Origin of the sequence: Providencia sp. 2024EL-00732, from assembly GCF_044006275.1 — a bacterium.
GTDB lineage: Bacteria > Pseudomonadota > Gammaproteobacteria > Enterobacterales > Enterobacteriaceae > Providencia > Providencia huashanensis.
This window is the reverse complement of the sequence record NZ_JBIPDG010000001.1, coordinates 907,358-929,391: the sequence shown is the minus strand read 5'-3', so window position 1 is coordinate 929,391 and position 22,034 is coordinate 907,358. Positions and strand designations below refer to the sequence as shown.

24 protein-coding genes and 1 riboswitch are annotated in these 22,034 nt (G+C 38.7%); of the genes, 11 read left to right on the top strand and 13 right to left on the bottom strand.

Annotation, left to right across the window (positions count from 1 at the left end; all coding sequences use genetic code 11):
* Positions 1–313: 313 nt before the first annotated feature.
* Both ACHB7C_RS04285 and ACHB7C_RS04280 read left to right on the top strand, forming a co-directional pair.
* Positions 314–1,225 carry a hypothetical protein gene (locus tag ACHB7C_RS04285; protein WP_395346481.1) on the top strand — a complete coding sequence of 304 codons (912 nt, stop codon included), beginning with the start codon at positions 314–316 and terminating at the stop codon, positions 1,223–1,225.
* Positions 1,226–2,265: 1,040 nt separating this feature from the next.
* Positions 2,266–3,135 carry an SDR family oxidoreductase gene (locus ACHB7C_RS04280; RefSeq protein ID WP_395346479.1) on the top strand — a complete coding sequence of 290 codons (870 nt, stop codon included), beginning with the start codon at positions 2,266–2,268 and terminating at the stop codon, positions 3,133–3,135.
* A 55-nt stretch (positions 3,136–3,190) separates the two neighbouring features.
* On the opposite strand, the gene ACHB7C_RS04275 is transcribed toward ACHB7C_RS04280, so the two are convergent.
* Genes ACHB7C_RS04275 through ACHB7C_RS04265 form a run of 3 tightly spaced genes read right to left on the bottom strand, consistent with a single transcriptional unit; the run spans position 3,191 to position 5,109 of the window.
* Entirely contained in the window at positions 3,191–3,508 is a 318-nt protein-coding gene (locus ACHB7C_RS04275) for a DUF1634 domain-containing protein (protein WP_042843574.1), read from the bottom strand.
* Positions 3,505–4,356: a sulfite exporter TauE/SafE family protein gene (locus ACHB7C_RS04270; protein ID WP_272678875.1), complete on the bottom strand. Its 852-nt coding sequence runs from the start codon at positions 4,354–4,356 to the stop codon at positions 3,505–3,507. The genes ACHB7C_RS04275 and ACHB7C_RS04270 overlap by 4 nt, the downstream gene beginning before the upstream one ends.
* Before the next feature lie 3 nt (positions 4,357–4,359).
* Positions 4,360–5,109 carry a GntR family transcriptional regulator gene (locus ACHB7C_RS04265; protein WP_264402774.1) on the bottom strand — a complete coding sequence of 250 codons (750 nt, stop codon included), beginning with the start codon at positions 5,107–5,109 and terminating at the stop codon, positions 4,360–4,362.
* A gap of 407 nt (positions 5,110–5,516) precedes the next feature.
* Here ACHB7C_RS04265 and alr point away from each other — a divergent pair, with 407 nt between their 5' ends.
* The 3 genes from alr to rlmA all read left to right on the top strand — a co-directional run bounded on the left by alr (position 5,517) and on the right by rlmA (position 8,824).
* Positions 5,517–6,749 carry an alanine racemase gene (gene alr, locus ACHB7C_RS04260; protein WP_395346476.1) on the top strand — a complete coding sequence of 411 codons (1,233 nt, stop codon included), beginning with the start codon at positions 5,517–5,519 and terminating at the stop codon, positions 6,747–6,749.
* 224 nt (positions 6,750–6,973) lie between these two features.
* Positions 6,974–7,711 (top strand): phosphatase, encoded by a 738-nt coding sequence (locus ACHB7C_RS04255; RefSeq protein WP_042843578.1) that lies wholly within the window; start codon positions 6,974–6,976, stop codon positions 7,709–7,711.
* Between the two features lie 288 nt (positions 7,712–7,999).
* Positions 8,000–8,824: a 23S rRNA (guanine(745)-N(1))-methyltransferase gene (gene rlmA, locus ACHB7C_RS04250; RefSeq protein WP_048607338.1), complete on the top strand. Its 825-nt coding sequence runs from the start codon at positions 8,000–8,002 to the stop codon at positions 8,822–8,824.
* 43 nt (positions 8,825–8,867) lie between these two features.
* Here the strand turns inward: rlmA and mntP are convergent, their stop codons facing one another.
* The 8 genes from mntP to pabB form a co-directional block, all read right to left on the bottom strand.
* On the bottom strand, positions 8,868–9,449 hold the full coding sequence (mntP, locus tag ACHB7C_RS04245; RefSeq protein WP_129466346.1) for a manganese efflux pump MntP: 582 nt from the start codon (positions 9,447–9,449) through the stop codon (positions 8,868–8,870).
* 48 nt (positions 9,450–9,497) lie between these two features.
* Positions 9,498–9,639, bottom strand: a riboswitch (yybP-ykoY riboswitch).
* A 151-nt stretch (positions 9,640–9,790) separates the two neighbouring features.
* A complete protein-coding gene (locus tag ACHB7C_RS04240) occupies positions 9,791–10,249 on the bottom strand; it encodes a DUF986 family protein (protein ID WP_395346474.1) in 459 nt (152 codons plus the stop codon).
* An 89-nt stretch (positions 10,250–10,338) separates the two neighbouring features.
* Positions 10,339–11,190 (bottom strand): PTS mannose transporter subunit IID, encoded by an 852-nt coding sequence (locus ACHB7C_RS04235; protein WP_042843581.1) that lies wholly within the window; start codon positions 11,188–11,190, stop codon positions 10,339–10,341.
* Between the two features lie 13 nt (positions 11,191–11,203).
* Complete coding sequence (locus ACHB7C_RS04230) at positions 11,204–12,004, bottom strand: PTS mannose/fructose/sorbose transporter subunit IIC (protein ID WP_042843583.1); 801 nt, start codon at positions 12,002–12,004, stop codon at positions 11,204–11,206.
* 82 nt (positions 12,005–12,086) lie between these two features.
* Positions 12,087–13,049: a PTS mannose transporter subunit IIAB gene (gene manX, locus ACHB7C_RS04225; protein WP_206074965.1), complete on the bottom strand. Its 963-nt coding sequence runs from the start codon at positions 13,047–13,049 to the stop codon at positions 12,087–12,089.
* Positions 13,050–13,718: 669 nt separating this feature from the next.
* Positions 13,719–15,083 carry an L-serine ammonia-lyase gene (locus ACHB7C_RS04220; protein WP_395346471.1) on the bottom strand — a complete coding sequence of 455 codons (1,365 nt, stop codon included), beginning with the start codon at positions 15,081–15,083 and terminating at the stop codon, positions 13,719–13,721.
* A gap of 279 nt (positions 15,084–15,362) precedes the next feature.
* A complete protein-coding gene (locus ACHB7C_RS04215) occupies positions 15,363–15,923 on the bottom strand; it encodes a CoA pyrophosphatase (RefSeq protein ID WP_042843585.1) in 561 nt (186 codons plus the stop codon).
* Positions 15,916–17,286, bottom strand: coding sequence for an aminodeoxychorismate synthase component 1 (gene pabB / locus ACHB7C_RS04210; RefSeq protein ID WP_042843586.1), 1,371 nt, complete (start codon positions 17,284–17,286; stop codon positions 15,916–15,918). Before pabB ends, ACHB7C_RS04215 begins: the two co-directional genes overlap by 8 nt.
* A 127-nt stretch (positions 17,287–17,413) precedes the next feature.
* On the opposite strand from pabB, the gene ACHB7C_RS04205 reads away from it, so the two are divergent.
* Positions 17,414–17,593 carry a YoaH family protein gene (locus tag ACHB7C_RS04205; protein ID WP_042843587.1) on the top strand — a complete coding sequence of 60 codons (180 nt, stop codon included), beginning with the start codon at positions 17,414–17,416 and terminating at the stop codon, positions 17,591–17,593.
* Positions 17,594–17,784: 191 nt separating this feature from the next.
* Positions 17,785–18,150 (top strand): protein YebF, encoded by a 366-nt coding sequence (gene yebF, locus ACHB7C_RS04200; protein ID WP_048607312.1) that lies wholly within the window; start codon positions 17,785–17,787, stop codon positions 18,148–18,150.
* Between the two features lie 153 nt (positions 18,151–18,303).
* Here yebF and ACHB7C_RS04195 read toward each other — a convergent pair whose 3' ends face one another.
* Positions 18,304–18,534: a DNA polymerase III subunit theta gene (locus ACHB7C_RS04195; protein WP_042843589.1), complete on the bottom strand. Its 231-nt coding sequence runs from the start codon at positions 18,532–18,534 to the stop codon at positions 18,304–18,306.
* 289 nt (positions 18,535–18,823) lie between these two features.
* On the opposite strand from ACHB7C_RS04195, the gene ftnA reads away from it, so the two are divergent.
* The 4 genes from ftnA (at position 18,824) to ACHB7C_RS04175 (ending at position 21,258) form a co-directional block, all read left to right on the top strand.
* On the top strand, positions 18,824–19,327 hold the full coding sequence (gene ftnA, locus ACHB7C_RS04190; protein ID WP_042843590.1) for a non-heme ferritin: 504 nt from the start codon (positions 18,824–18,826) through the stop codon (positions 19,325–19,327).
* Between the two features lie 233 nt (positions 19,328–19,560).
* Positions 19,561–19,947: a copper homeostasis periplasmic binding protein CopC gene (gene copC / locus ACHB7C_RS04185; RefSeq protein ID WP_131680769.1), complete on the top strand. Its 387-nt coding sequence runs from the start codon at positions 19,561–19,563 to the stop codon at positions 19,945–19,947.
* A gap of 1 nt (position 19,948) precedes the next feature.
* On the top strand, positions 19,949–20,845 hold the full coding sequence (gene copD, locus ACHB7C_RS04180; RefSeq protein ID WP_395346467.1) for a copper homeostasis membrane protein CopD: 897 nt from the start codon (positions 19,949–19,951) through the stop codon (positions 20,843–20,845).
* Positions 20,846–20,910: 65 nt separating this feature from the next.
* Positions 20,911–21,258 carry a YebY family protein gene (locus ACHB7C_RS04175; RefSeq protein WP_042843595.1) on the top strand — a complete coding sequence of 116 codons (348 nt, stop codon included), beginning with the start codon at positions 20,911–20,913 and terminating at the stop codon, positions 21,256–21,258.
* A gap of 426 nt (positions 21,259–21,684) precedes the next feature.
* On the opposite strand, the gene ACHB7C_RS04170 is transcribed toward ACHB7C_RS04175, so the two are convergent.
* A complete protein-coding gene (locus tag ACHB7C_RS04170; protein WP_042843596.1) occupies positions 21,685–21,918 on the bottom strand; it encodes a DUF1480 family protein in 234 nt (77 codons plus the stop codon).
* Positions 21,919–22,034: the final 116 nt, after the last annotated feature.

Here is a 22,034-nt window from a genome sequence, read left to right as displayed (position 1 = left end):
GGTCGAGTTCGCTTCCAAGGGTATGATGAGAACGGTTGAATAAATCAACAATATGAGACATTGGTAGTTTGGTCGACGCAAGTAGTTAGAAAGGGTAGGGACGTGTGCTCGTATATTGATACACATTTCCATATATATCTGACTGATTATGGTAAAGCATAGTCAGCGTAGATCTTGCGACTCCACGATGGACAAACGTATTTTAGTCCATTAGCCTGAACGTTTCTAGTCGGGTTAAAAAAATATGTTGATACCTTGAGCGTTTGTTATATGCGTGGTACGCTGTGGTTTTGGACTGTAAGATGATATAAAAATGAAGTTAGAACAATATCTTAGTGAAATTAAAGCAAGCCCACTGTATAACAGTAAAGGCTACTCAGGTCAATTCCCTAATTCTACGACGTTGCAAGAGAAGCCACAACAACACCTAAAAATAATTGTTGAACAAGGGGAGTTATTACTTAACGCCTTAGAAGAACCTCAATTGCTTGAACCTGTCTTAGGAATAACACCAATTAAAAATGACATTGAGCAACTTTGTGAACAATTGGTTTGTGATATTGAGCAATTTTCAACTAAATACTCCCATCTAAAGCTCTTTGAAAATTCATTAGTTTATGGACAAGAATGGTTACCAAGTCATACATTGTTTAACCTAGCACGCGCAAATTTGTTGCAAGGTACATATAAACAACATGTTGACTTAAATTGCCAATCAAGTGTTTATAAAATCTACTCAATCCCATTTATTTTAAGATTAGCTATCGAAAATAAGTTAAAGGCAATGGTTGGCTTTAACTCATCTACAATAAAATTAAGTGACAATCAAACTAAGACATCTAATCAATTCCCTGCACTTAGTGTGATTAATTTCTTAAAAGATAGTGAGTTTGTTAACAGTCCCTTAGCCTTTAGTGAACTTAAAAAAGTTTACAACTGGTCGTGCTCTTTTGTACATACAGGTCAGAAAGAATATATATGGATGATATTGAAAGCTACTTCACATATTAACAAACTTTTTTCATTGGATAAATCTCGTTATTCCGGACAAGCGATTGTATATCTAAAGGAAGGCGTAACCATAGAAGACCTCCAACAAGCTATTAATACTTCTGATAGTTTTGCTAATCCACAAAAATCAAAAGTTACCGAAATGTCAATAAAGTTAAACTGTGTTTGTTGTAACTTTGATATAACTTCAAGCTTTTATGACAATAGGTCTTGATTGGATATAACAGTTATTAGGTAGACAATGCCCACCTGAAATTGTTTATTATCAATTTTGCGTAATCTTTTCAACTCTTCGTTTATTCCGACTAAATTTGGCAAAAGCTCGCTTCATAGAAGTCATTTTTGACCAGTCAGATCATAAAATGCAGATATTTTCCGTCTAATACATCGTACATAAACGATGTACATAGCTAATCATTACACAAAGTAGGTCAACTGATAACAACTGTATCGAGTCAAGGTTGCAGAGTTAGAATCAGTTTTAGTACAAAAATATATGATAGTTTTTAGAATAAGAGTCGCTACCACATACTCTGACTCGACATTAGATTCAGAGTGTTTCTTAGGGGGCTTTATTGTTCCGTCGTCGTTTATCTAGTTTGCCTGTCGACTTGGCTATTGATTTTAGTACAGATGGAAATCAATGAGCTAACTTCTTTTTGTGTGGTTATTTCCCATCGTATAATCTTTGGATAGCGCTGGTAGCTTTTTAGGTGTATATGAAAAATAATCTATTGATATCTCCACTGCTTTTTGTTGGGAACTCACGTTTTGACACACTATTTAAAATTGTCAGTGATAAGTTGGAAGCACAAGCCGAATAGAACTACATCTGACCCGCGTTTACTCTCAGCGAAAATGTGGTATTGCTGAATCTTCCGTTTGTATCAAAATTGAACTAAAACGTCGACAAAATGCAAAAAAATCAAAAAATTCCGTGTATGGTATAAATGATGGTATCGATAACGTCTGCTATTCTAACTAGCTGTTATATAAATTTATTTCCTTATCATTGATATTAGAGTGGGAATAATATAGCTATTGTTGATAACAGTTTTTAGTTGTCGATAAATCCAAAGGCATCAGTTACTTACTGGTGCTTTTTTGTTTTTTATCGTTTTTAATTACGAGTAATAGTAGATAATTTTGACGGTATTATTGACGGTATCACAGAGCATAGAGTAGGGTTAATTTTGAAAGACGATAATGTCAGTATTCAATTAACTTAATTTGTGGCTACCCTAAGGTTTAAATGTGAAAAAAGTTTTAGTTGCAGGTGCTACAGGCTATTTGGGGCAATATCTCGTTGCAGAATTAAAAAAACAAGGTTATTGGGTCAGAGCGCTTGTCAGGAGACAAAACCAACAAAGGGTGGTGGCTAGTGCCGATCATATCTATGTTGGGGAAGTGACGGAACCGAACACACTGCATGGTGTTACTGAGGGAATAGACGTCGTTATTAGTGCGGTTGGAATAACCCGACAAAAAGATGGTTTGACCTATATGGATGTTGATTATCAGGGTAATATCAACCTATTAGATGAAGCAATAGCTGATGAGGTAAAGCAATTTGTTTATGTTTCAGCTATCGATGGCGATAAAAACCGACACTTAAAGATATTTGAAGCAAAAGAACGTTTTGCGGATGAACTCAAACAATCTTCTCTTTCTTCTATTATCGTTCGTCCCAACGGCTACTTTAGTGATATGGGTGATTTTTTGAAGATGGCAGCTTCTGGGCGAGTTTATTTGTTCGGTGATGGTCATGTGCAAATTAACCCAATTTCGGGTAAAGATTTGGCTGAATTTATCGTTAAGGCCCTTAATCAGGGGCAAGCAAGGCAGGAACTATCTGTGGGAGGGCCTGAAGTGCTTTCTCTAAATGATATTGCCAATTGTGCAGCCCAAGCCTTAGGACAAGATATCAAAATTAGCTATCTCCCTGACTGGGTTCGTAGGGGAAGTATTTTTGCAGTTCGGCATTTCACGCCGCAAAAGTTTTATGGCCCAATTGAATTTTTTCTGACATTTATGGGGGAAAGCCACTTAGGTGAACCTGTAGGAGGTGATCGACTCGAAGATTTTTATCGTAACGAAGTTAATATGCTGAAAAAAAGTAGATAACTGACTTGAAATATCTAGTTCGCTGGGTAAATAGGGAAATAAGCAGGGATCAATATTACAGTTCAATAATAACGCCTGCGGCGATAAAGACGAGTACAAGAGTCGTAATCGCGACATAAACATAATCTCGGTCACGTATAAAAAAGGCTAGCATTAAAATAACGCGTAATACAGGCAAAAGAATAAACAATGCAATGCCCGCACTCACAATGTCAGAGCCATGTAGTGGAAGTAGGGATGTGCCCCAAAATGGTTTTAAAGCGGTTAAGGCTACACCAATGGCAATCAAGGTTGTCGCTAACCATGTTCCGTAGCGAAGTAACAGAGCGATGACTTGGTCCCGTAATTCTAAATACCCTTTCTCAGACTTCATAGTGTCCCAGCAAAAATGTGTATATCAAAAGCGCTCATAAGCATTTGAAATGCTAAAAACGCCAGAATGATGACAAAAAAGATACGCAATTTATCGGCAGGTAGCCCTATAAGTAAGCGTGCTCCGATAATTGAGCCAATAACTGAACCTAAGGCGATAGGGCCAGCAACATTAATGTCAATATCCCCTCGAACAAAATAAGCCCCTGCACTGGTTGCTGCTGTCACCCCAATCATGAAATTGGATGTAGCGCTTGAAACTTTAATGGGAAGACGCAAGGCGCTATCCATGGCAGGTATTTTGAGTACACCAGAGCCAATTCCTAATAATGCCGAAATCAACCCCGCCCCGTACATGAATATCATCCCAAGAGGAACACGACTGACGTAATAGGGGACTTCCTGCCTAGATTGGCTTTCTGGAAAACTGGAATGTAGGCGTAAGGTTGTAGCCCAGCGAGTTTGATTGATTGGAGTAGCAGCAATGACTTCATATCGGCGAGTTAACATCTGTTTAGCTGAAATTGTGAGGATCATGGCAAAGAGGCCATACAGTACAGGGGGTGATATGAGCCCAATTAACAACACGCCTGTCAAGGCACCAAATGTAGTGGCTGTTTCAAGTACAATGGCTAGACGGGTATTGGTTAGGCGATTTTTGAGAAACTGACCTGCACTACCACATGAACACGCTATGACGGAGACCAGGCTTGCTCCAATGGCGATGTGGATTTCTACACCAAAAATTTGCGTGAGAATTGGCACAATAAAAATGCCACTTGCCATCCCCAGTATTCCACCAAGCGCACTTGCTGCACAAGCCGCGATAAACAGTAATAGAGCGTCCATTATTTAGGCTTTCGGTGAGGTGCGTGGACGACGTGTTAAACGCGTGGCGAAGCTAATCAGATCACCGCGATAGTAGAGCTTTTCATAATCAATGGGCTGGTGGCCTGTGGTATAGGATGTTCGTTCGATTAAAAAGATCGCACTACCTGTATCAATATTGAGAGCAAGAGCGACATTAGAAGGGGCTGTAATAGCTGCAAGGCGATATTCTGCCTCAGTTAATGGGATAGCGTATTTATCTTCGAGTAGAGAAAAGATGGGTTCAGCATCTAAATCGTGTGTGATAATTTTTTCTCCAATTTCTTGAGGAAGATAGGTTTCATCGAAAGACATGGCGATGCCATCGGCAAGGCGGACACGCTGGAGCCGCATTACGGCACTTCCAGGTAAGATGCCAAGTTGCTCAGCTACATGTGTATCGGCAGATACGATTTGCTTGTCTAATAGGCGAGCCGTTGGGATACGACCAAGGGCTTGCATATCCTCAACAAACCCAGTCAACTCAGTGAGTTCTTGGTTGATTTTAGGCATGGTCACAAAGGTCCCTTTACCACGCCGGATTTCAATTTGTTCGCGCAATACAAGGTTCTCAATCGCCTTGCGTACTGTTGTGCGGCTTGCATTAAACCTTTCTATTAGGCGATCTTCGGGAGGCAATTGGCTGCCTGGGGGGTATATACCATTGGAAATATCAGCCGCGAGAGCTGATTCGATTTTTGCGTAAAGCGGTAAATGTTCAGGATTAATATTCATATCATCATCATGACATCATGATGTCCCTATGTCAGTGTTGTCTATGAGGTGACGAATGTAATTAAAAATAGCCCTATAGAGCCCCAATAATGGGCGAATATGATATGCAAGATAGCCATGTGGTAAGCATTAAATAAGCTGCTATCAAGCCACCAAGAAATAAGCCAAATGGATGGTAACAGTGTAATAAATATAAGTAATGGGTTTGGGAGGATTAGGGGCGATAAGAAACATTGATTATGTTTATGCGTGTAGTGTGACTTTTTATGCATTAAAAGTGAATTATTACTTGTTCAAATTATTCAAATTGATATTATCACGGTGAAATGTATTTATGCAGGTCAACGTCCCCAAAATGAGAACAACAACGGATTGGGGTGAATATCACTATAGTTAAGGAATAATTTGTGGCTTTTCGTTTAAAATATCTTGCATTACTACCGCTATTTGTTGCTACGACAGCATGCCAACAACCGTTTAATACTAATGCTAATGATGTAGCAACACCTGTAGTACAAACCCAATCCGTAGTGGTTAATAACTCATGGATTGAAATCTCACGAGGCGCATTAGAATTTAATGTGCAAAAAGTTCAAGCTCTATTAGGCGATAAATCCTCTCTTTGCGCGGTATTGAAAGGGGATGCTTACGGTCATGACCTTTCATTAGTTACCCCCATTATGATTGAAAACAATGTTCAATGTATTGGCGTAACAAACAACCAAGAATTAAAAACAGTGAGAGACTTAGGTTTTAAAGGCCGTTTAATGCGAGTGAGAAATGCGACTGAGCAGGAAATGGCACAAGCGACACAATATGACACGGAAGAACTCATTGGTAATTTAGCAATGGCGCAACGTTTGAATGCGATTGCAAAACAACAAAATAAAATCATTCCTATTCATTTAGCGCTAAATTCGGCAGGGATGTCCCGTAATGGACTCGAAGTAAGCCATGCCGCTGGTTTGAATGAAGCGAAGCAGATTTCAGAATTACCGCAATTAAAAATCGTGGGAATTATGTCTCACTATCCAGAGGAAGATGAAGCTCAAATCCGTAAAGATCTCGCAAAATTCAAGACAGGATCACAACAAGTCTTGGCGGTAACTGGAATAAAGCGTGAAGATGTGATGCTGCATGTGGCGAATACTTATGCAACTATTACTGTCTCCGAGTCGTGGCTAGATATGGTGCGTGTAGGAGGGATCTTTTATGGTGACACCGTTGCAACGAACGACTATAAACGCGTAATGACGCTTAAATCAAATATTGCTGCGGTGAATCATTACCCTAAAGGAAATACTGTGGGTTATGACAGAACTTATACTTTGAAACGAGATTCTGTTTTGGCCAATATTCCTGTTGGTTATGCTGATGGCTACCGTCGAGTATTTAGTAATACTGGTCATGCATTGATCAATGGCCAAACTGTTCCTGTGTTAGGAAAAACATCAATGAATACCGTTATGGTGGATGTTACTGATTTAAAACAAGTCAGCCCAGGTGATGAAGTCGTATTTTTTGGTAAACAAGGGAATGCCGAGATAACGGCTGAGGAAGTTGAAGATATCAGTGGCGCACTTTTTACAGAGATGTCGATCCTGTGGGGCGCAACAAATAAACGTGTTTTAGTCGACTAGTTTTAATCTCGAAATATTCAACTTGAACCCGCGATTATCGCGGGTTTTTGCATATTAAATACGATTCCAGATAAAGTGCAATGTATTGTTATAAGTTTATAAAGTATAGGTCTATAAAGTGCTGTTTAGCTTAATTAGTATCGAAACCTTAACCTTGATATGTTAGCTTGAATAAGTCGTTATAAGTGATAAAGCAAATAGAAGAATTAGAAGGATATTATATTATGTATCAAGTTGATTTACATGCGCACACCATTGCCAGCACCCATGCATATAGTACGGTGAGTGAATATTTTACGGAAGCGGCAAGCCGTGGTGTAAAGCTATTTGCGATCACAGACCATGGACCTGAAATGCAAGATGCCCCTCATGAATGGCATTTTGGTAATATGCCTATCTTACCTCGGATTGTTGATGGTGTTGGTTTACTGTATGGTATTGAAGCTAATATAAAAAATAAGCTGGGTGAGACAGACTGTAATGAAAAAATAGCACGTCATCTGGATATTATATTAGCGGGTTTTCATGAGCCGGTATTAGAGCCCCAAAGTTTAGCTGATAATACAGAAGCCATGATTGCAACGATCCGCAGTGGTAAAGTGCAAATTATTACGCACCCTGGAAACCCTAAGTACCCCATCGATATTAAAGCGGTTGCTCAAGCGGCGAAAGAAAGTAATGTTGCTTTAGAAATGAATAACTCATCATTTCTCCATTCCCGAGCGGGTAGTCAAAAGAACTGTTTAGAAATTGCAAAAGCGGTTAAAGACAGTGGAGGTTGGGTTTCTCTGGGGTCTGACTCTCACTTTTCAGGTTACTTAGGTCGTTTTGACCGTGTCATTGAAATGCTGGACTCTATTGATTTCCCACAATCTCAGATCCTGAATGTAACACCACGTCGTGTGCTTGATTTTCTTGAATCTCATGGGCGTAAACCAATCCCTGAATTTGCTGATTTCTAAGTATATTACTTAGGATATTCTGCAATAAGAATGAAAGCCGCTTAGTCAGATATGAGTCCGGCTTTTATTTTTAGTTCTGCATTAGGTGAAGAATATAATATCAGTTTAATGATAATAAATTAAAAGCGGAGAAAAAAGAGAGCAAAGAAAAATCTGCGCAGGCGGGCAAGCCTGTAAAATAATTTAATGGAATGTCGTTAACGTCACGGTGTCATGGGAAATAATTCTATGGCGCTGCATGATGGCTGATATGGTATACTGCTCATTATTTTTAAATCAGTGATGTTTATGAACTATCAATGCCCCCTTTGTTTTAAACCCCTTCAAAAAGTACAAAATAGCTTTCGTTGTGAAGCTAACCACCAGTTTGATTGTGCAAAAGAAGGTTATGTTAATTTATTACCTGTGCAACATAAACGTTCAAAAGACCCCGGTGATAGCGCAGAGATGATGCAGGCTCGTAGGCAGTTTCTTGATGAGGGGCATTATCACCTGATGCGTGACAAAGTTTCAGAAAAAATAGCCCAATTTATTCCGTCATCAAATATGAGTTTGCTAGATATTGGTTGTGGGGAAGGGTATTACACTGATTATTTTGCACAAGAACTGAAAAAGCAAGACGAGCAAGCCACGGTCTTTGGGTTAGATGTGTCTAAAGCGGCAATCCGTTACGCGGCTAAGCGTTATAAATCAGTACATTTTTGTGTGGGGACTAGCCACCGATTACCTTTTGCGGATACAAGTTTCGGTAGTATTGTCCGAATTTATGCACCATGCAAAGGGGAAGAATTAAGCCGTATCTTAATATCTAAGGGGACTCTAATTACCGTCACTCCAGCAGCAGAACATCTGCAAGAATTAAAAGCATTGATTTATGATGAAGTGAAATTGCATCCTGTTAAAGAAGAAAATCTACCTAATTTTGTTCTATTAGACGAAACACGGTTAAATTATAAAATGTCACTGGCAGGCAGCGAAGCTTATGAATTGCTAGCAATGACGCCATTTGCTTGGCGTGCGTCTGAAGAAGTTAAGCAAGGTTTATTATTATCTGATGTGAAGAATTATACTGCTGATTTCTTGATCCGGGTTTACCAATATCAGGGTGAGTAGAACGCTTAAAATTGCCCCCTAAGATAATTAGGGGGCAACAAAATTATGAAGCGTACATAAATAATTCAAGGTGCTCGAATAAGATATTAAACCCGATACCAATTAATACTAACCCGCCCACAATTTCGGCTTTTTTCCCTAATAATGGGCCGACATAACGGCCGATCATCATCCCAACAGTCGCCATTATCATCGTCATTAAGCCAATAGTCATTGCAGTATGAACGATGTCTACTTGTAAAAAGGCTAAACCAAGACCGATTGCCATTGCATCAAGACTAGTGGCTATCGCTGAGAATATTAGGTTTGTTGAGCTATGACTTGACGGCTTTGAACAACATTCTTCATCTTTTGTTTTAATGCTCTGCCAAATCATACGAGCACCTAAAACAAATAATAAAGCAAATGCAATCCAATGATCCCAACGAATGACATATTGACTTGCAAGTATCCCAATACCCCAACCTATAATTGGGGTTATGGCTTCAATGAAGCCAAAAATAAATCCAGTGCGGAGAATTTCTCTGAAGCGAGGTTTATGCAAAACAGCACCTTTGCAAATGGCTACAGCAAAGGCATCCATGGATAGTGCAAGGGCTAAGATAAGGGTAGCGTAAAAGCTCATAACAAGAACCTCGGTTGGGTGTTTCCATATACACATAAATTACCCCCAACCAAAAGGCTTATTTATGTGTCTATGGTCTTGCCAACCGAATCTGGTGTCCGCACCACGTTTGAAACCAAACGAGTATGTTGATACGGACTTTCTGGTATATATATAATACCAGAACAGGCTACTCCCCAATGACGTTGAAAGAAAGATACCACATTTTATTTTAAAGGCAACAATTAATTAATTGTGGATATTAAACGTTAGTGAGAATTATTATCAACTAGGATATTAAGAAAAAAAAGGTTAATTATAAATTTAATTAACCTTAGTTTTATTATGAATATATATAATGATTATTTATGATTAATTAAAAACTCATAAATTCTTTGTAAATCATCAAGATGAGATGCTTTTATGTAAATTTTCTTTTGTTCTAACCCTATTATTAATATGCCATCTTCAGATAAATTCATTGTTTTTATTCTTTCGTATAAAATAAAAGTATTGGCAAAATAAAACCCAGTTTGTTTAAAAAATAGCTTAGGTGTTCTTATAAATGCCAAGTAAATAGACATGAATATAGTAACCAATAATAAGTAAGTGGTTAATAAATTACCATGGCGAACAATATTTGTGTAAATAACAATACATATTAATACAATAAAAATGATGGCATCAATACGATGTTTTCGTTTTAAGTTGATCTTTAATAACGTTTTGCCTTTCAGTAAATGCTGAATAAATTCGTCATAAATTGCATACACAAGCATGAGCAAAATGATAATAGCGAGAATGGCATCATTGAAAGTCATTGGAGCGCCCTTGGATAAGTAAACATGTGCAGAGCTTAAAATTAAAAAAGGGAGGCTGCAACCTCCCAATTCAAATAATTACAAGAGAATTATGGTGCTAAGAATTTCAGCCAAGCACCTAAGATACCAAGACCGAAGAAACCGATAATAATCCATAATGCATTAACTTTATGGCGTAAGAGCCACATACATCCGAAGGTTAATAACAATGGCACTAAACCAGGCATTAATTGGTCTAGGATCATCTGTACAGTCGTAATATCTTCTACACCTGTAGTTTGGTTTTTGATGCGCGAAACCTCAAGTGGAATATTGACGTGTGTCCACTTGTTTACTAAGGCCCCCATAACAAACAAACCAAGTATTGAAGCTCCCTCTGTTAATTTTTGTAGGAAGCCGCCTCCCATATCTTGAACAATATCGATCCCTTTCTTATAACCATATGAAATTCCATAGTATAAGGTGAGTAACCGTACTAGGTTGAATAAAAAGAAAAAGAGTAATGGGCCGAGTAAACTACCTGTCATCGCGATCCCAGCACCGAGTGCCGCAAAGACAGGGCGTACTGTTCCCCAGAAAATTGGGTCACCGACACCAGCAAGAGGCCCCATGAGACCGACCTTGATACCGTTGATTGCCCCGTCATCAATGTCTGCACCATTAGCGCGTTGTTCTTCCATTGCCATCGTCACGCCAAGGACCGGCGCTGCAACGTATGGGTGCGTATTGAAAAATTCTAAATGGCGTTTAATCGCTTGTTTACGGTCGTCATTATTTTCTGGATAAAGGCGGCGAATCACAGGGATCATTGAATAGCAGAAGCCGAGAGCTTGCATACGTTCAAAGTTCCAAGAGCCTTGGAATAAATTGGAACGCAAAAAAACACCGCGAATATCGCTCTGAGTCAGTTTTTTCTCTGTAGATTGAGTTGTGTCAACCATGATTGCGTTCCTCCTAGTCTAATTCATTATCAAGATTGTTGTTACTATTCCCTTGGCTCACAACAACTTGAGATTTGTTGTATTTAGGGCTGAGTTGGATGTAAAGTACGGCCATGACAACACCAATGACACCCAGAGCAACGAGGTTGAAATCTGTAAAGGCTGCAGTGACAAAGCCTAGGTAGAAGAACGGCATCAGATAGCCTGCACGCATCATATTAATGACCATTGCATAACCAACAACAACAATCATACCCCCAGCGATATTTAAGCCACTTGTGACAACTTCAGGGATTGAACTTAGCAGTTGCTGAACCTCGGATGTCCCTACAGAAACAGCAACAATAAGCGCAGGAATAGCAACGCGCATAGCTTGCAAGACCAGTGCTGAAACGTGAACTACGCTTAGATAAGTCAAGTTACCAGTCGTTGTAGCCCTATCAGCTGCGTGTTGGAACGCAACAGTAATGGTACGTACGATAATGGTTAATACTTGCCCAGCAGCTGCAAGAGGAATGGCTAATGCGATACCAGCACCAATGCTTTGCCCACCGGCGATGACCAAAATGGTTGAAATAATTGAGGCGAGTGCAGCATCAGGTGCGACCGCGGCACCGATATTCATCCACCCCAAAGCTATCATTTCCAAAGTACCACCGATGATGATACCTGTTTTCATGTCTCCCAAAACGATACCAATAAGCGTACAGGCAACGAGAGGGCGGTGAAACTGGAATTCATCGAGGATTGACCCCATCCCCGCGATACATGCAACGATGAAGACCAGTACTATTTGAACAACGGTAAGTTCCATTGTTTAATCTCCTGTAACCAACAAGTTTTAAAATCTGTTTGAGTAATGGATAAAGAACTAAAATAAAAAATTGTATTAAGCATTATTTTTTGAGCTTGCTAATTAAGTCCATCATGTAGACTTTGTTGTCAGATGAAACTTTTCTGACTTCAAGCTCAATATTTTTGTCATTCAAATAATTAAATGCATCGATGTCTTCTTGGTTGATTGAAACCGCATTGGTTACCATGGTTTTACCATCATGGTAAGCCATACCACCAATATTAACGGACTTGATTTCAACACCTTCTTCGACAATACGTTTAACGTCTGTTGGGTTAGTAAACAGCAACATAACACGCTCACCTGCATATTTCGGGTTGTTATAAACGCGAATGCATTTAGCGACATCAACAACATGAGCGGTTACCCCAGGTGGAGCGACTTGTTTGAGTAATGTTGAACGGACTTGGTCTTTTGCTACCTCATCACTGACAACAATAATTCGCTTAACTTGCGTTTCTTTGGTCCAGCGAGTTGCCACTTGGCCATGAATTAGACGGTCATCAATACGGGCAAGGGCTATTACCATGTGTTCACCCGGACCAGCTTTGATTGGCGCTGGAGCAGGAGTACTTGGTGCCGCTGCTGCGGGCGCTGTTTCAACTTCTTTGAACTTAAATGAACGAACGCCACCACGACCAGTTTCTAATGCTACAGTGATCAGTTCGCTCAAGGTGGGGTTATCATCACGACACATAAAGGTTTCAACTAGCATTGGAACATTTACGCCAGTGATGATGTCATAGTTTTCATGTTGATTAACGATACGACTTGCGGCATTAAATGGGCTACCTCCCCATGTATCAACTAAAAACAGTACGCCTTTTGAAGTATCTAAATCAGTTAGTTTTTGAGTGTATTTATCAAACAGGGTGTCTGCATTTTCCCCAGGGATAAAATCAATAAACGAAACATTGTCTTGTTCGCCTATTAACATCTCGGTTGTTCGAAGAAGCTGTTCTGCAGCGACTCCGTGTGTACCAATCATAATAGCTATACTCACTATTTTTCCCTCATAGATAGATAAAACGAAATATTATCTGTAGATAAAACGGATGCTAAAGTTAGACTCCTCTTTATCAATTTCCCCTGTATCATAATATTAGCTGAATAATTACAAATTACTCATGGTATCCATAAGCCAGCTACTTATCTTGTTAGTATCGAGTCCATATGTAGCATAACATTTTGTTTTAACCTAAAAACTTGTTTCGCGTCAGAAAAATAAGAATATACCTAAAATCACTTATTAATTTGCGATTATTATCTTTTTATTTGTTTTTTGTTGGGTTTTATTTTTATCAATTTTTAATTGAGTGGATTATTATTGTGTTACAGGTAACAAAAAATTAAGCAAAAATAGGCTGCCATTGATTTTTTGGTTAAAAAATGGGCGGGTTGGCGGGGGGGTTTGATTGTTGATAAATAATGTAAAGAAGCACTTTTAGCATAAAATAGCATAGCTTCCATTTTGATGCTGTTGATGAAATATATAATAAACAGTAAAAAACAAGGTTTTTTGTGGGGGAAATGATTAATTAAACTTGAAGGTTGTGGTGGGAAAAGACAGTGCTAACCAAATGAGCGCTTAATTGCAGATAAAAACGCCCTCAATGCTATCGACTTGATAATAGAATGAAGAGGGCGTTAACGTGTTTACCGTAGGTTAAAACTAATCACATTGCACCTTGATAGCTAAACCACCGCGGGAAGTTTCACGGTATTTGGCATTCATGTCCTTCCCTGTTTCGTACATAGTTTCAATCACTTTATCGAGAGAAACACGAGGTTCACTGGTTCTACGTAATGCCATTCTTGCTGCATTTATGGCTTTGACTGATGCGATTGCATTACGCTCAATGCAAGGCACTTGTACTTGCCCAGCAACAGGGTCACAGGTTAGTCCTAAGTTGTGTTCCATGCCAATTTCAGCGGCGATACAAACTTGCTCTGGGCTGCCTCCAAATAGCTCGGTAAGGCCTGCCGCAGCCATTGAACATGCGACACCGACCTCACCTTGACAGCCAACTTCAGCTCCTGAAATTGATGCGTTCATTTTATATAAAATGCCAATTGCGCCTGAAGCTAAGAAATAGCGCATATACAGCTCAGGGGTAACAGGCTCAATACAATGATTGTAATAAGCTAATACGGCGGGGACGATACCACATGCTCCATTGGTAGGGGCAGTGACAACGCGGCCTCCTGCGGCATTTTCCTCATTAACGGCTAAGGCATACATATTGATAAGGTCGATAACATTCATCGGGTCATTTGAAAGTTTACTTGATGATGTGACCAGTCGATTTAGTGCCGGTGCTCGACGAGGAACGCGTAGCGGGCCCGGTAAGACGCCTTCAGTATTTAAGCCACGCTCAATACAAGCTTGCATCGTGTGCCACACATCAGCGAAGTATTCTTCAATTTCTTGTTTAGTATGGAGATCTAGCTCATTTTTCATCATTAAACTAGAAATAGAAAGACCTGATTTTTTGCAATTCAATAATAATTCGTCAGCAGAATTGTATGGATACGACACAGGTTTGCTATCAAGGATGGATTGACCAAAATGTTCTTCATCGACGATAAAACCACCGCCGATAGAATAATAAGTTTTGGTATAAATTTCTTTATCACCATTAAATGCATGAATTATCATGCCATTCTCATGTAAAGGCAGGTTATCTTGACGAAAATTCATGCCGCCTTCATTTGGAAAGTCAACAACCTGAGTTCCATTAGCTAGCGGGAGTTTCTCTGACTCTTCCACATTTTTGATAAAAGTTGGAATAGATTCAATGTCAACGGTGGCAGGCATATTACCTGCTAGCCCCATAATAATGGCGATATCAGTATGGTGCCCTTTTCCAGTAAGCGATAATGACCCGTAAACATCCACAGAAATACGAGTAACGTTAGGCAATATGCCTTTGCTTACCAAATCATCGACAAATTCTTTCCCAGCTTTCATCGGACCGACGGTATGAGAGCTTGAAGGGCCAATGCCCACTTTAAACATGTCGAAAACGCTTATCACGCAGGACTCCTTAAAAAAAAGATGAAAATATAGTGCTTTATTTTAAAAGGCGCTACTTTACTGTTATTTAGTAGTGTTAACCAGTAAGTTTAAAGTATTTTTTGAAATAAGGTAGTTGAGGAGTGTGAATTGAAGGTAAATAGCACAAAATGTCTGTGAATTGTCTAAAAAATAGCCAGTATAAAGATGGATATTTTGTAAGATCTGACGCTATATAACGGCTATCTAAAAATATCACACTGTAATAAAGGCGCTATATGGTGAATAGTTATGAAAGGCTCAATCTAGTTGTAAAGCTAATTGGTGGATTATTGAGGCAGTCAAACCCCAAACTAACCGCCCGTTATACCAGTAAAAAAAGATGCGACTGTGCCGCCCTGAACGCTTTATATCCACGAATTTATGGCGTTGAAGTGAAAGTGCATCAAACAATGGAACTTCAAAGATAGAAGCCACTTCGCTGGGGTTCGCTTGATATCGAATATTATTAGGTAAAAGCCCAACTATAGGGGTGACCTCGTAGCCACCATAACTTTGGAGTGGGGCGAGTTGGCCAAGTACTTTAACTTTTTCCGGAGGGATCGCCACTTCTTCGTAAGCTTCACGTAAGGCGGTGTTGATGGGTGAGCCATCCTCGGGGTCACTTGCCCCCCCAGGAAAAGCCACTTCTCCTGCATGAGAACGTAAGAAAGGGGAGCGTTGCGTAAGAAGTAACGTTGGGTGCGGTTTATTGATTATTGGCAAAAGAACCGCAGCCGATTTACCCGCCTTGAATACAGGCTGGCGGGTTGTCGGCAAAGTAAACTGAAAACGATTGATAAAGTTATTCAGTTCAGTCATCTTTATTTAGTGCTCCTAATACAGGTAAAATCAGGCTTAATTTATCAAATGTCTCTTGATATTCTCTGTCAGCTTGGCTATCAGCAACAATACCACCACCAGCCCAACAGTAAATTTGTTTTTTATAGGTCAATAAAGTACGAATAGTAATATTGCTATCCATATTTCCACAAAAGCTAATATAGCCTATTGCACCACAATATCCATGTCGACGATGCGGTTCTAATTCTTCAATGATTTCCATTGCTCGTATTTTAGGTGCTCCGGTGATTGACCCTCCAGGGAAACACGCTCTTAATAAGTCAGCAGCACAATACTGTGCATCTAATTTTGCGCAGACCGTACTAACCAAATGGTGTACAGCAGGAAATGACTCCACTGCAAATAACTCAGGGACATTCACTGACCCTGGCTGGGCAACTCGGCCAATATCATTACGTAATAAATCGACAATCATGACGTTTTCTGCACGGTCTTTGGTTGAGTTTGCTAATTTTTCTACTTGAGCAAGGTCATCCTGTTCATTTTCTAGACGGGGAAGTGTTCCTTTAATTGGGCGTGTCTGAATATCGCCATCCTGTAAAAAAATAAACCGCTCAGGGGACATGCTAATGACTGCGTTTTCAGGTAAACGAATAAAGGAAGAGAAAGGGGCTTCATTACTTTCTAACAGAGCTAGAAATGCATTCCATTCGTCCCCTTTATACTTAGCTTTAAATCTTTGAGCTAAATTGATTTGATAGCAATCACCATTACGTAAATATTCATGAATATGCGCGATGTTTTGGTGATATGTCTCTTCTGACATGTTTGATTGCCAAGGGGACGTTAATTGGAATTTATTCTTACGTGGTTTTTTTTGTGCCTGTAACCAAGCTAACCTAGCTTCAATATCATCATAACTAATTAATGTAGTTGTTTTAGTGTGATGATCAATAATGAGTGCCCATAAATAGATCCCGATGGCCATATCAGGAAATTGTAATTCTGTTTTGGCGAGGTTAGGGAGTTTTTCAATGCGACGACCTAAATCGTAGCTCCAAAGGCCCAATGCACCACCATTAAAGGGTAAATCTATGCATTCATTATTGTTCGACCTGTATTTATTGAGCAATTGTTTTAGCAAATCAAAGGGGTCTGAACCCGAAGTCGTTGAAGGTTGACCTTGCTCTGTGATGGTTGTTTCGCTGTGGTAGGTAGTCAGTGTCGCAATAGGGTCAGCGACAATAATATCAAATCGATTATGTGAATGTTTTGCATTTCCTGAATGTAATAACATTGCCCATGGCAGATGTGCAATAGGCGCAAAATAGTCGATTGCCGCAGTTGGGCGATAAGGTAACTGTTTTTTATTGATAGTCATGTCGATAAATATAATATTCCGCAACAAGTGGATTTGAACAGGTTAACATATATTCTTATCTTAATAATCGAAGAGATGTTAAAATCTTAATTATTGATTTTAGTATTTTACTTATGAGGTTTAAACCATGCTTTCTGGAATACCAGCACTTAATCATGAAGAGCAACAAGAAGCGGTTGAAAGAATTCATCAGTTGATGGCGCAAGGGATGAGTAGTGGGGAGGCCATTGCAATAGTAGCTCAAGAAATTAGGGAAAGCCACCAAGGTAAAGAGCAAATTCACGTATTATTCGATGATGAAAATTAATAATTAGTAAACATACTATTAACATTTATGCACAGACCTGATAGATTAATATTAGTTAAGTCATTTTATTCATTGATACTAGTTAGAAAATGACCAGTAAGTAACTGGTAAATTTAACATATTCTAATAGGTTTAAATGGGCAGCTAAACTAATCAAAAATCTTTACCTTATATGGGTATCGGAGGGTGCTATGGAAGCAAATCATAAAATTGCTGTTGTTCTGGGGACATGTGCATTGGTTTTTAGTTCGTTTGCTTTAAGCGCAAACGATGAAGAAGGTAAAGCGGAACCCTTTGTCAGTTGTGGTACATTAACTGAACCACAGATTGCGGCTCAGGTTAAAAGTGATTTTATGCATAATCGGTTACCGCGTTGGGCAGAAGAGAAGGCCACGTTAGGTAAAAAGGCAGTTGCATGGGTCAATGATAGTGAAGTGACTAAAACTGAAACAGGCTATACTGTTCCATTGGTGGTGAGAGGGGCAAAATCTGACCTACGTTATTCTGTTTCGGTCGATTGCCAAAATAATACGGTTACCTATAACGCAACTAAATAGGCAGTTAATATTAGTTAACAAAGAAAAGACCCATTTTCTTTCGTATTAATGTAACTAAAGGGGAGCCGAAAAAGGCTCCCTTTTTTAGTGTATGGATAATAAATTTACTTCGTGACCAAATAAAAATATTGGGTAGTAAACCGAGTAATCAATTTAGCGATTTCTGGGTTCATAAGGCATACGCGCAAAATTTTGTGAAAGTTGGCGGTAATAAACCAACCTTTCTCTGAAATACTCCCTTAGGTGCTCGGGCTGTTCCCGTTCGACGGCTTCGGCGATGACGGCGACGTTATAGCGTTCTTTGAATGCAACACCGGAGGCTAAAAGGTCAACGTTGATCTTATCCATTTCATCTTTAGGTAATAAAGCAAGGTTGTAGTTCATTTTGGTTCTCAAAAGTTAATTCTCACTGATTTATTATAATGGGTTAATGAGAAAAAATCTCAATAGAATATTAAAAAATGATGTCGGAAAAATAAAGACGAATGATTGTTATCGTGATAATTAAAATATAAGCCAAGAAAAGATAATGAGATTGATTATTATTGTTTTTAACAAAAGTTATTAATAATCAGTAAATTGGATTTTTTTGTTTTAAGATTGTTTTAGGGTTTTAATTATTGTAATACTGTGCATAATATAAGAATGAACGATTAACTGATAAGGCATAAATATGTTAACTACAGACATGGTCAATAAACTAAATGAGCAATTAAATCTTGAATTTTATTCTGCTAATCTTTATTTGCAAATGAGTGCTTGGTGTAGCGATAAAGGCTACGAAGGTGCAGCTGCATTTCTAAAGTCGCACTCACAAGAAGAAATGGAGCACATGCAGCGTTTATTTGATTACCTTAGCGATACAGGTGCATTACCTTTATTAGGGCAAATTGCAGCGCCTCCTGTTGCTTTCAAATCGATTGCAGATGTTTTCACCCAAACATATGAGCACGAACAATTAATCACACGCGAAATTAACAAACTGGCTCATTTAGCCATGACAACCCAAGACTATTCAACATTTAACTTCTTACAATGGTATGTTGCTGAGCAACACGAAGAAGAAAAACTATTTAAATCAGTATTGGATAAACTTGATATGGTTGGTGAATCTGGCAAGGCGTTATTCTTGTTAGATAAAGACTTAAAAAGCTTATCTGCAGCAACACATATCTAATTTGAAGCACTATCGGTATTTATTAAGTTAATATATCTATTTGAAGTATAAAGACCTTATCAGGCTTGTGGCTATGAAAGTTTATTTCAATGACCACAAGCCTTTTTCTTTTCATTTTGTGTGAAAACTCACAGGATAGAGGGTCAAAACCTATTTTTAAGCGGTAAAACTGGTTTTTTTCCGTATAATGATTGGTAATAATTCTAAATTCACCTGCAAATTAAGGGGTTACTATGCCAATCCACCATATTAAATCTTCATGGCGTAAACTTAGCGCTATTGCCGTTTTGTTTTTAGGTATGTCCTTCCAACAAGCTTTTGCTCATGCTCATCTTAAAGACCAACTACCAGCTGAAGGTGCCGCGGTAGAGCAAGCACCTGAATCAATTACATTAAGCTTTTCTGAGGGGATTGAAGTTAATTTCACTAAAGTCAATATTGTTGGCCCTGAAAAAAATATTGTCAAAACAGGCAAGGCAGCATTAGACCCAAGTAATGACACTAAAGTTATTGTTCCTGTTGAGGATAAACTCGTTGCCGGTAAGTATGATGTTAATTGGAGTGTGGTCTCTGTGGATGGGCACAAAACAAAAGGGACTTATAGCTTTACAGTGAAATGATATGTCACTAGAAGCTTTTTATACGTTAATTCGTTTTATCCATTTTATCGCTGCAATATTGATGTGTGGTATGTCAATATTTGCAGTGCTTCTCAGTCGTGGGAAGTTTCGCTATTTATTAGTCCGTTACCTTAATAAAGGTATCTTCTTTTGCGCTATTATCACTTCATTAACAACCTTTGGTTGGTTGCTTGCTCAAGCTGGTTTGATGGGGGATGGTTGGGAAGATAGTATCGATTGGGCTATATGGCAGGGGGTGCTTGGCACGTCATTTGGTCAAATATGGCGCTGGCAACTGCTGTTTGCTGTTATCCTCTTGCTGGTTTTATGTATAAAATCCATAAAGCTACGTCTAAACCTAGTATTACTTCTTTCTATTGTCCTGCTTGGTCTCCATGCATTTATTGGGCATGCAGCCATGACCGATGGCGTTATTGGGGCTTTTCATCGTATTAATCAGTTCATTCATCTCATTAGTGCAGCCTATTGGTTTGGTGGTTTATGGCCATTCTTAATTTGTATTCAGTTTTTACGTCATAAACAAGAGCTGGCGCAGGGGATGGATAAACAAATAATCAGTACTATGCGGTTGTTTTCAAAAATTGGGCATGTTGCAGTTGTGCTTGTCATCTTAACCGGGGTTATTAGTGCAATAACGATTTTGCCAGAATGGCCTTTGGCATTTTCGGGCTCTGAGTACCAATCATTGCTTTGGTTTAAAATTATTTTAGTTCTAGGAATGGTAATGTTAGCTTTGATTAATCGCTACTATATCGTTCCAGGCCTAAAACACAGAGGGCGTTTGAACTATTTGATCATTAATAGTTGGGTTGAATTGTTATTGGGTACTATGGCAATTCTAGCCGTTGCTATTTTTGCTACTTATCAACCGATATAGCCAAATGTTCGTATTTATTTGATAATACAGTGAAGATATTTTTAATATTTAACAAGGTCATTTTAATGAAATATAAACTCATTATTTGCTCATTATTACTTGTTGGAACAATGAGTGCAGCATACTCCGCACCATTGGCAACAGTCAGTAAAAAACAATTTGGTCAGGACTGGCCGTTTATTCGTGAGGAGGTGATGCTTGAGTGCCGTAACAATGGTGCATTGGTCGTCATTAACCCTGCAACATTGATGCAATATCCATTAAATGAGATAGCGACGGAATTAATGGAGAAAAAAGAGATTAAGGCTCAGCCGATTGATGTTTTATTAGCACCTATTGAAACAACTAAAAGTGTTAAAGAAAGAATACAGCCATTAAAAGAGGCCGCTGAAAAATTATGCCCCAGTAAGTAAGGTTACTGGAAATAGGGTTGGTTACGCAGAGGGAATGGTGTTTTCTATTATTTATTTATATAAATCAGCGCGATACAATATTGAAAGGTTTTGTTGATTACTGATATAGGTATAACCTATTGAACAAATAGTTCAATATTAGAAAATCAAACAATAAATTGTGTTAATAATATGTGAAATAATTGATAATAAATGTGGTAAGAACGTGAGTTGAAAGCTAGTATTAGGGTGTACTTTGTTACGTCTCAATGGCAATTTTAGCGCACGGCTCTGCCAGAGCCATTTCCCAAGGCCCGGTAATCGGAATCTACCAGGCCTCTTTTTTTGCCTATCGGTTTGTTTGTTAACACACTAGTAATCACCTTTCTATTTGTTCTTACCCATTTATATACCCGAGCTAATAGGCTGTATAACATGATTAACCTACTATGCTAATTTCATGACCCAATGATGATTTTCTTTATCATAGTGATGACGATAGAGTAAAACAGGTTTTTCATCTAAGGTGGCAGGGATGCTGGTATGTTCGTCCCAACCATCTAATTGCATACAGAAATCGGTATCAGAATCACAAGGGATACTTACCGTATCACTTTTATGTGAAGCCATAACCGCATCATTAATTTCATAGGAAGATATTTTCAATTTCACAAAACACATAATAGCACCTCATTTATCGACGTTATCTATATATACTAAGCTCAACAGAATTAATCATAGTATAAATGGAATTGATTTCCAAAATAAATTTTCACCGATAAGCAAGAGAGGGTGCA

What these genes read in the sequence shown, in the direction of transcription:
- ACHB7C_RS04285 (WP_395346481.1), top strand. Translation starts at nt 314, where the DNA reads ATGAAGTTAGAACAATATCTTAGTGAAATTAAAGCAAGCCCACTGTAT.
- ACHB7C_RS04275 (WP_042843574.1), bottom strand. Translation starts at nt 3,508, where the DNA reads ATGAAGTCTGAGAAAGGGTATTTAGAATTACGGGACCAAGTCATCGCT.
- ACHB7C_RS04270 (WP_272678875.1), bottom strand. Translation starts at nt 4,356, where the DNA reads ATGGACGCTCTATTACTGTTTATCGCGGCTTGTGCAGCAAGTGCGCTT.
- ACHB7C_RS04265 (WP_264402774.1), bottom strand. Translation starts at nt 5,109, where the DNA reads ATGAATATTAATCCTGAACATTTACCGCTTTACGCAAAAATCGAATCA.
- ACHB7C_RS04255 (WP_042843578.1), top strand. Translation starts at nt 6,974, where the DNA reads ATGTATCAAGTTGATTTACATGCGCACACCATTGCCAGCACCCATGCA.
- rlmA (WP_048607338.1), top strand. Translation starts at nt 8,000, where the DNA reads ATGAACTATCAATGCCCCCTTTGTTTTAAACCCCTTCAAAAAGTACAA.
- mntP (WP_129466346.1), bottom strand. Translation starts at nt 9,449, where the DNA reads ATGAGCTTTTACGCTACCCTTATCTTAGCCCTTGCACTATCCATGGAT.
- ACHB7C_RS04240 (WP_395346474.1), bottom strand. Translation starts at nt 10,249, where the DNA reads ATGACTTTCAATGATGCCATTCTCGCTATTATCATTTTGCTCATGCTT.
- ACHB7C_RS04235 (WP_042843581.1), bottom strand. Translation starts at nt 11,190, where the DNA reads ATGGTTGACACAACTCAATCTACAGAGAAAAAACTGACTCAGAGCGAT.
- ACHB7C_RS04230 (WP_042843583.1), bottom strand. Translation starts at nt 12,004, where the DNA reads ATGGAACTTACCGTTGTTCAAATAGTACTGGTCTTCATCGTTGCATGT.
- ACHB7C_RS04215 (WP_042843585.1), bottom strand. Translation starts at nt 15,923, where the DNA reads ATGACTGAACTGAATAACTTTATCAATCGTTTTCAGTTTACTTTGCCG.
- pabB (WP_042843586.1), bottom strand. Translation starts at nt 17,286, where the DNA reads ATGACTATCAATAAAAAACAGTTACCTTATCGCCCAACTGCGGCAATC.
- ACHB7C_RS04205 (WP_042843587.1), top strand. Translation starts at nt 17,414, where the DNA reads ATGCTTTCTGGAATACCAGCACTTAATCATGAAGAGCAACAAGAAGCG.
- yebF (WP_048607312.1), top strand. Translation starts at nt 17,785, where the DNA reads ATGGAAGCAAATCATAAAATTGCTGTTGTTCTGGGGACATGTGCATTG.
- ACHB7C_RS04195 (WP_042843589.1), bottom strand. Translation starts at nt 18,534, where the DNA reads ATGAACTACAACCTTGCTTTATTACCTAAAGATGAAATGGATAAGATC.
- ftnA (WP_042843590.1), top strand. Translation starts at nt 18,824, where the DNA reads ATGTTAACTACAGACATGGTCAATAAACTAAATGAGCAATTAAATCTT.
- copC (WP_131680769.1), top strand. Translation starts at nt 19,561, where the DNA reads ATGCCAATCCACCATATTAAATCTTCATGGCGTAAACTTAGCGCTATT.
- copD (WP_395346467.1), top strand. Translation starts at nt 19,949, where the DNA reads ATGTCACTAGAAGCTTTTTATACGTTAATTCGTTTTATCCATTTTATC.
- ACHB7C_RS04175 (WP_042843595.1), top strand. Translation starts at nt 20,911, where the DNA reads ATGAAATATAAACTCATTATTTGCTCATTATTACTTGTTGGAACAATG.
- ACHB7C_RS04170 (WP_042843596.1), bottom strand. Translation starts at nt 21,918, where the DNA reads ATGTGTTTTGTGAAATTGAAAATATCTTCCTATGAAATTAATGATGCG.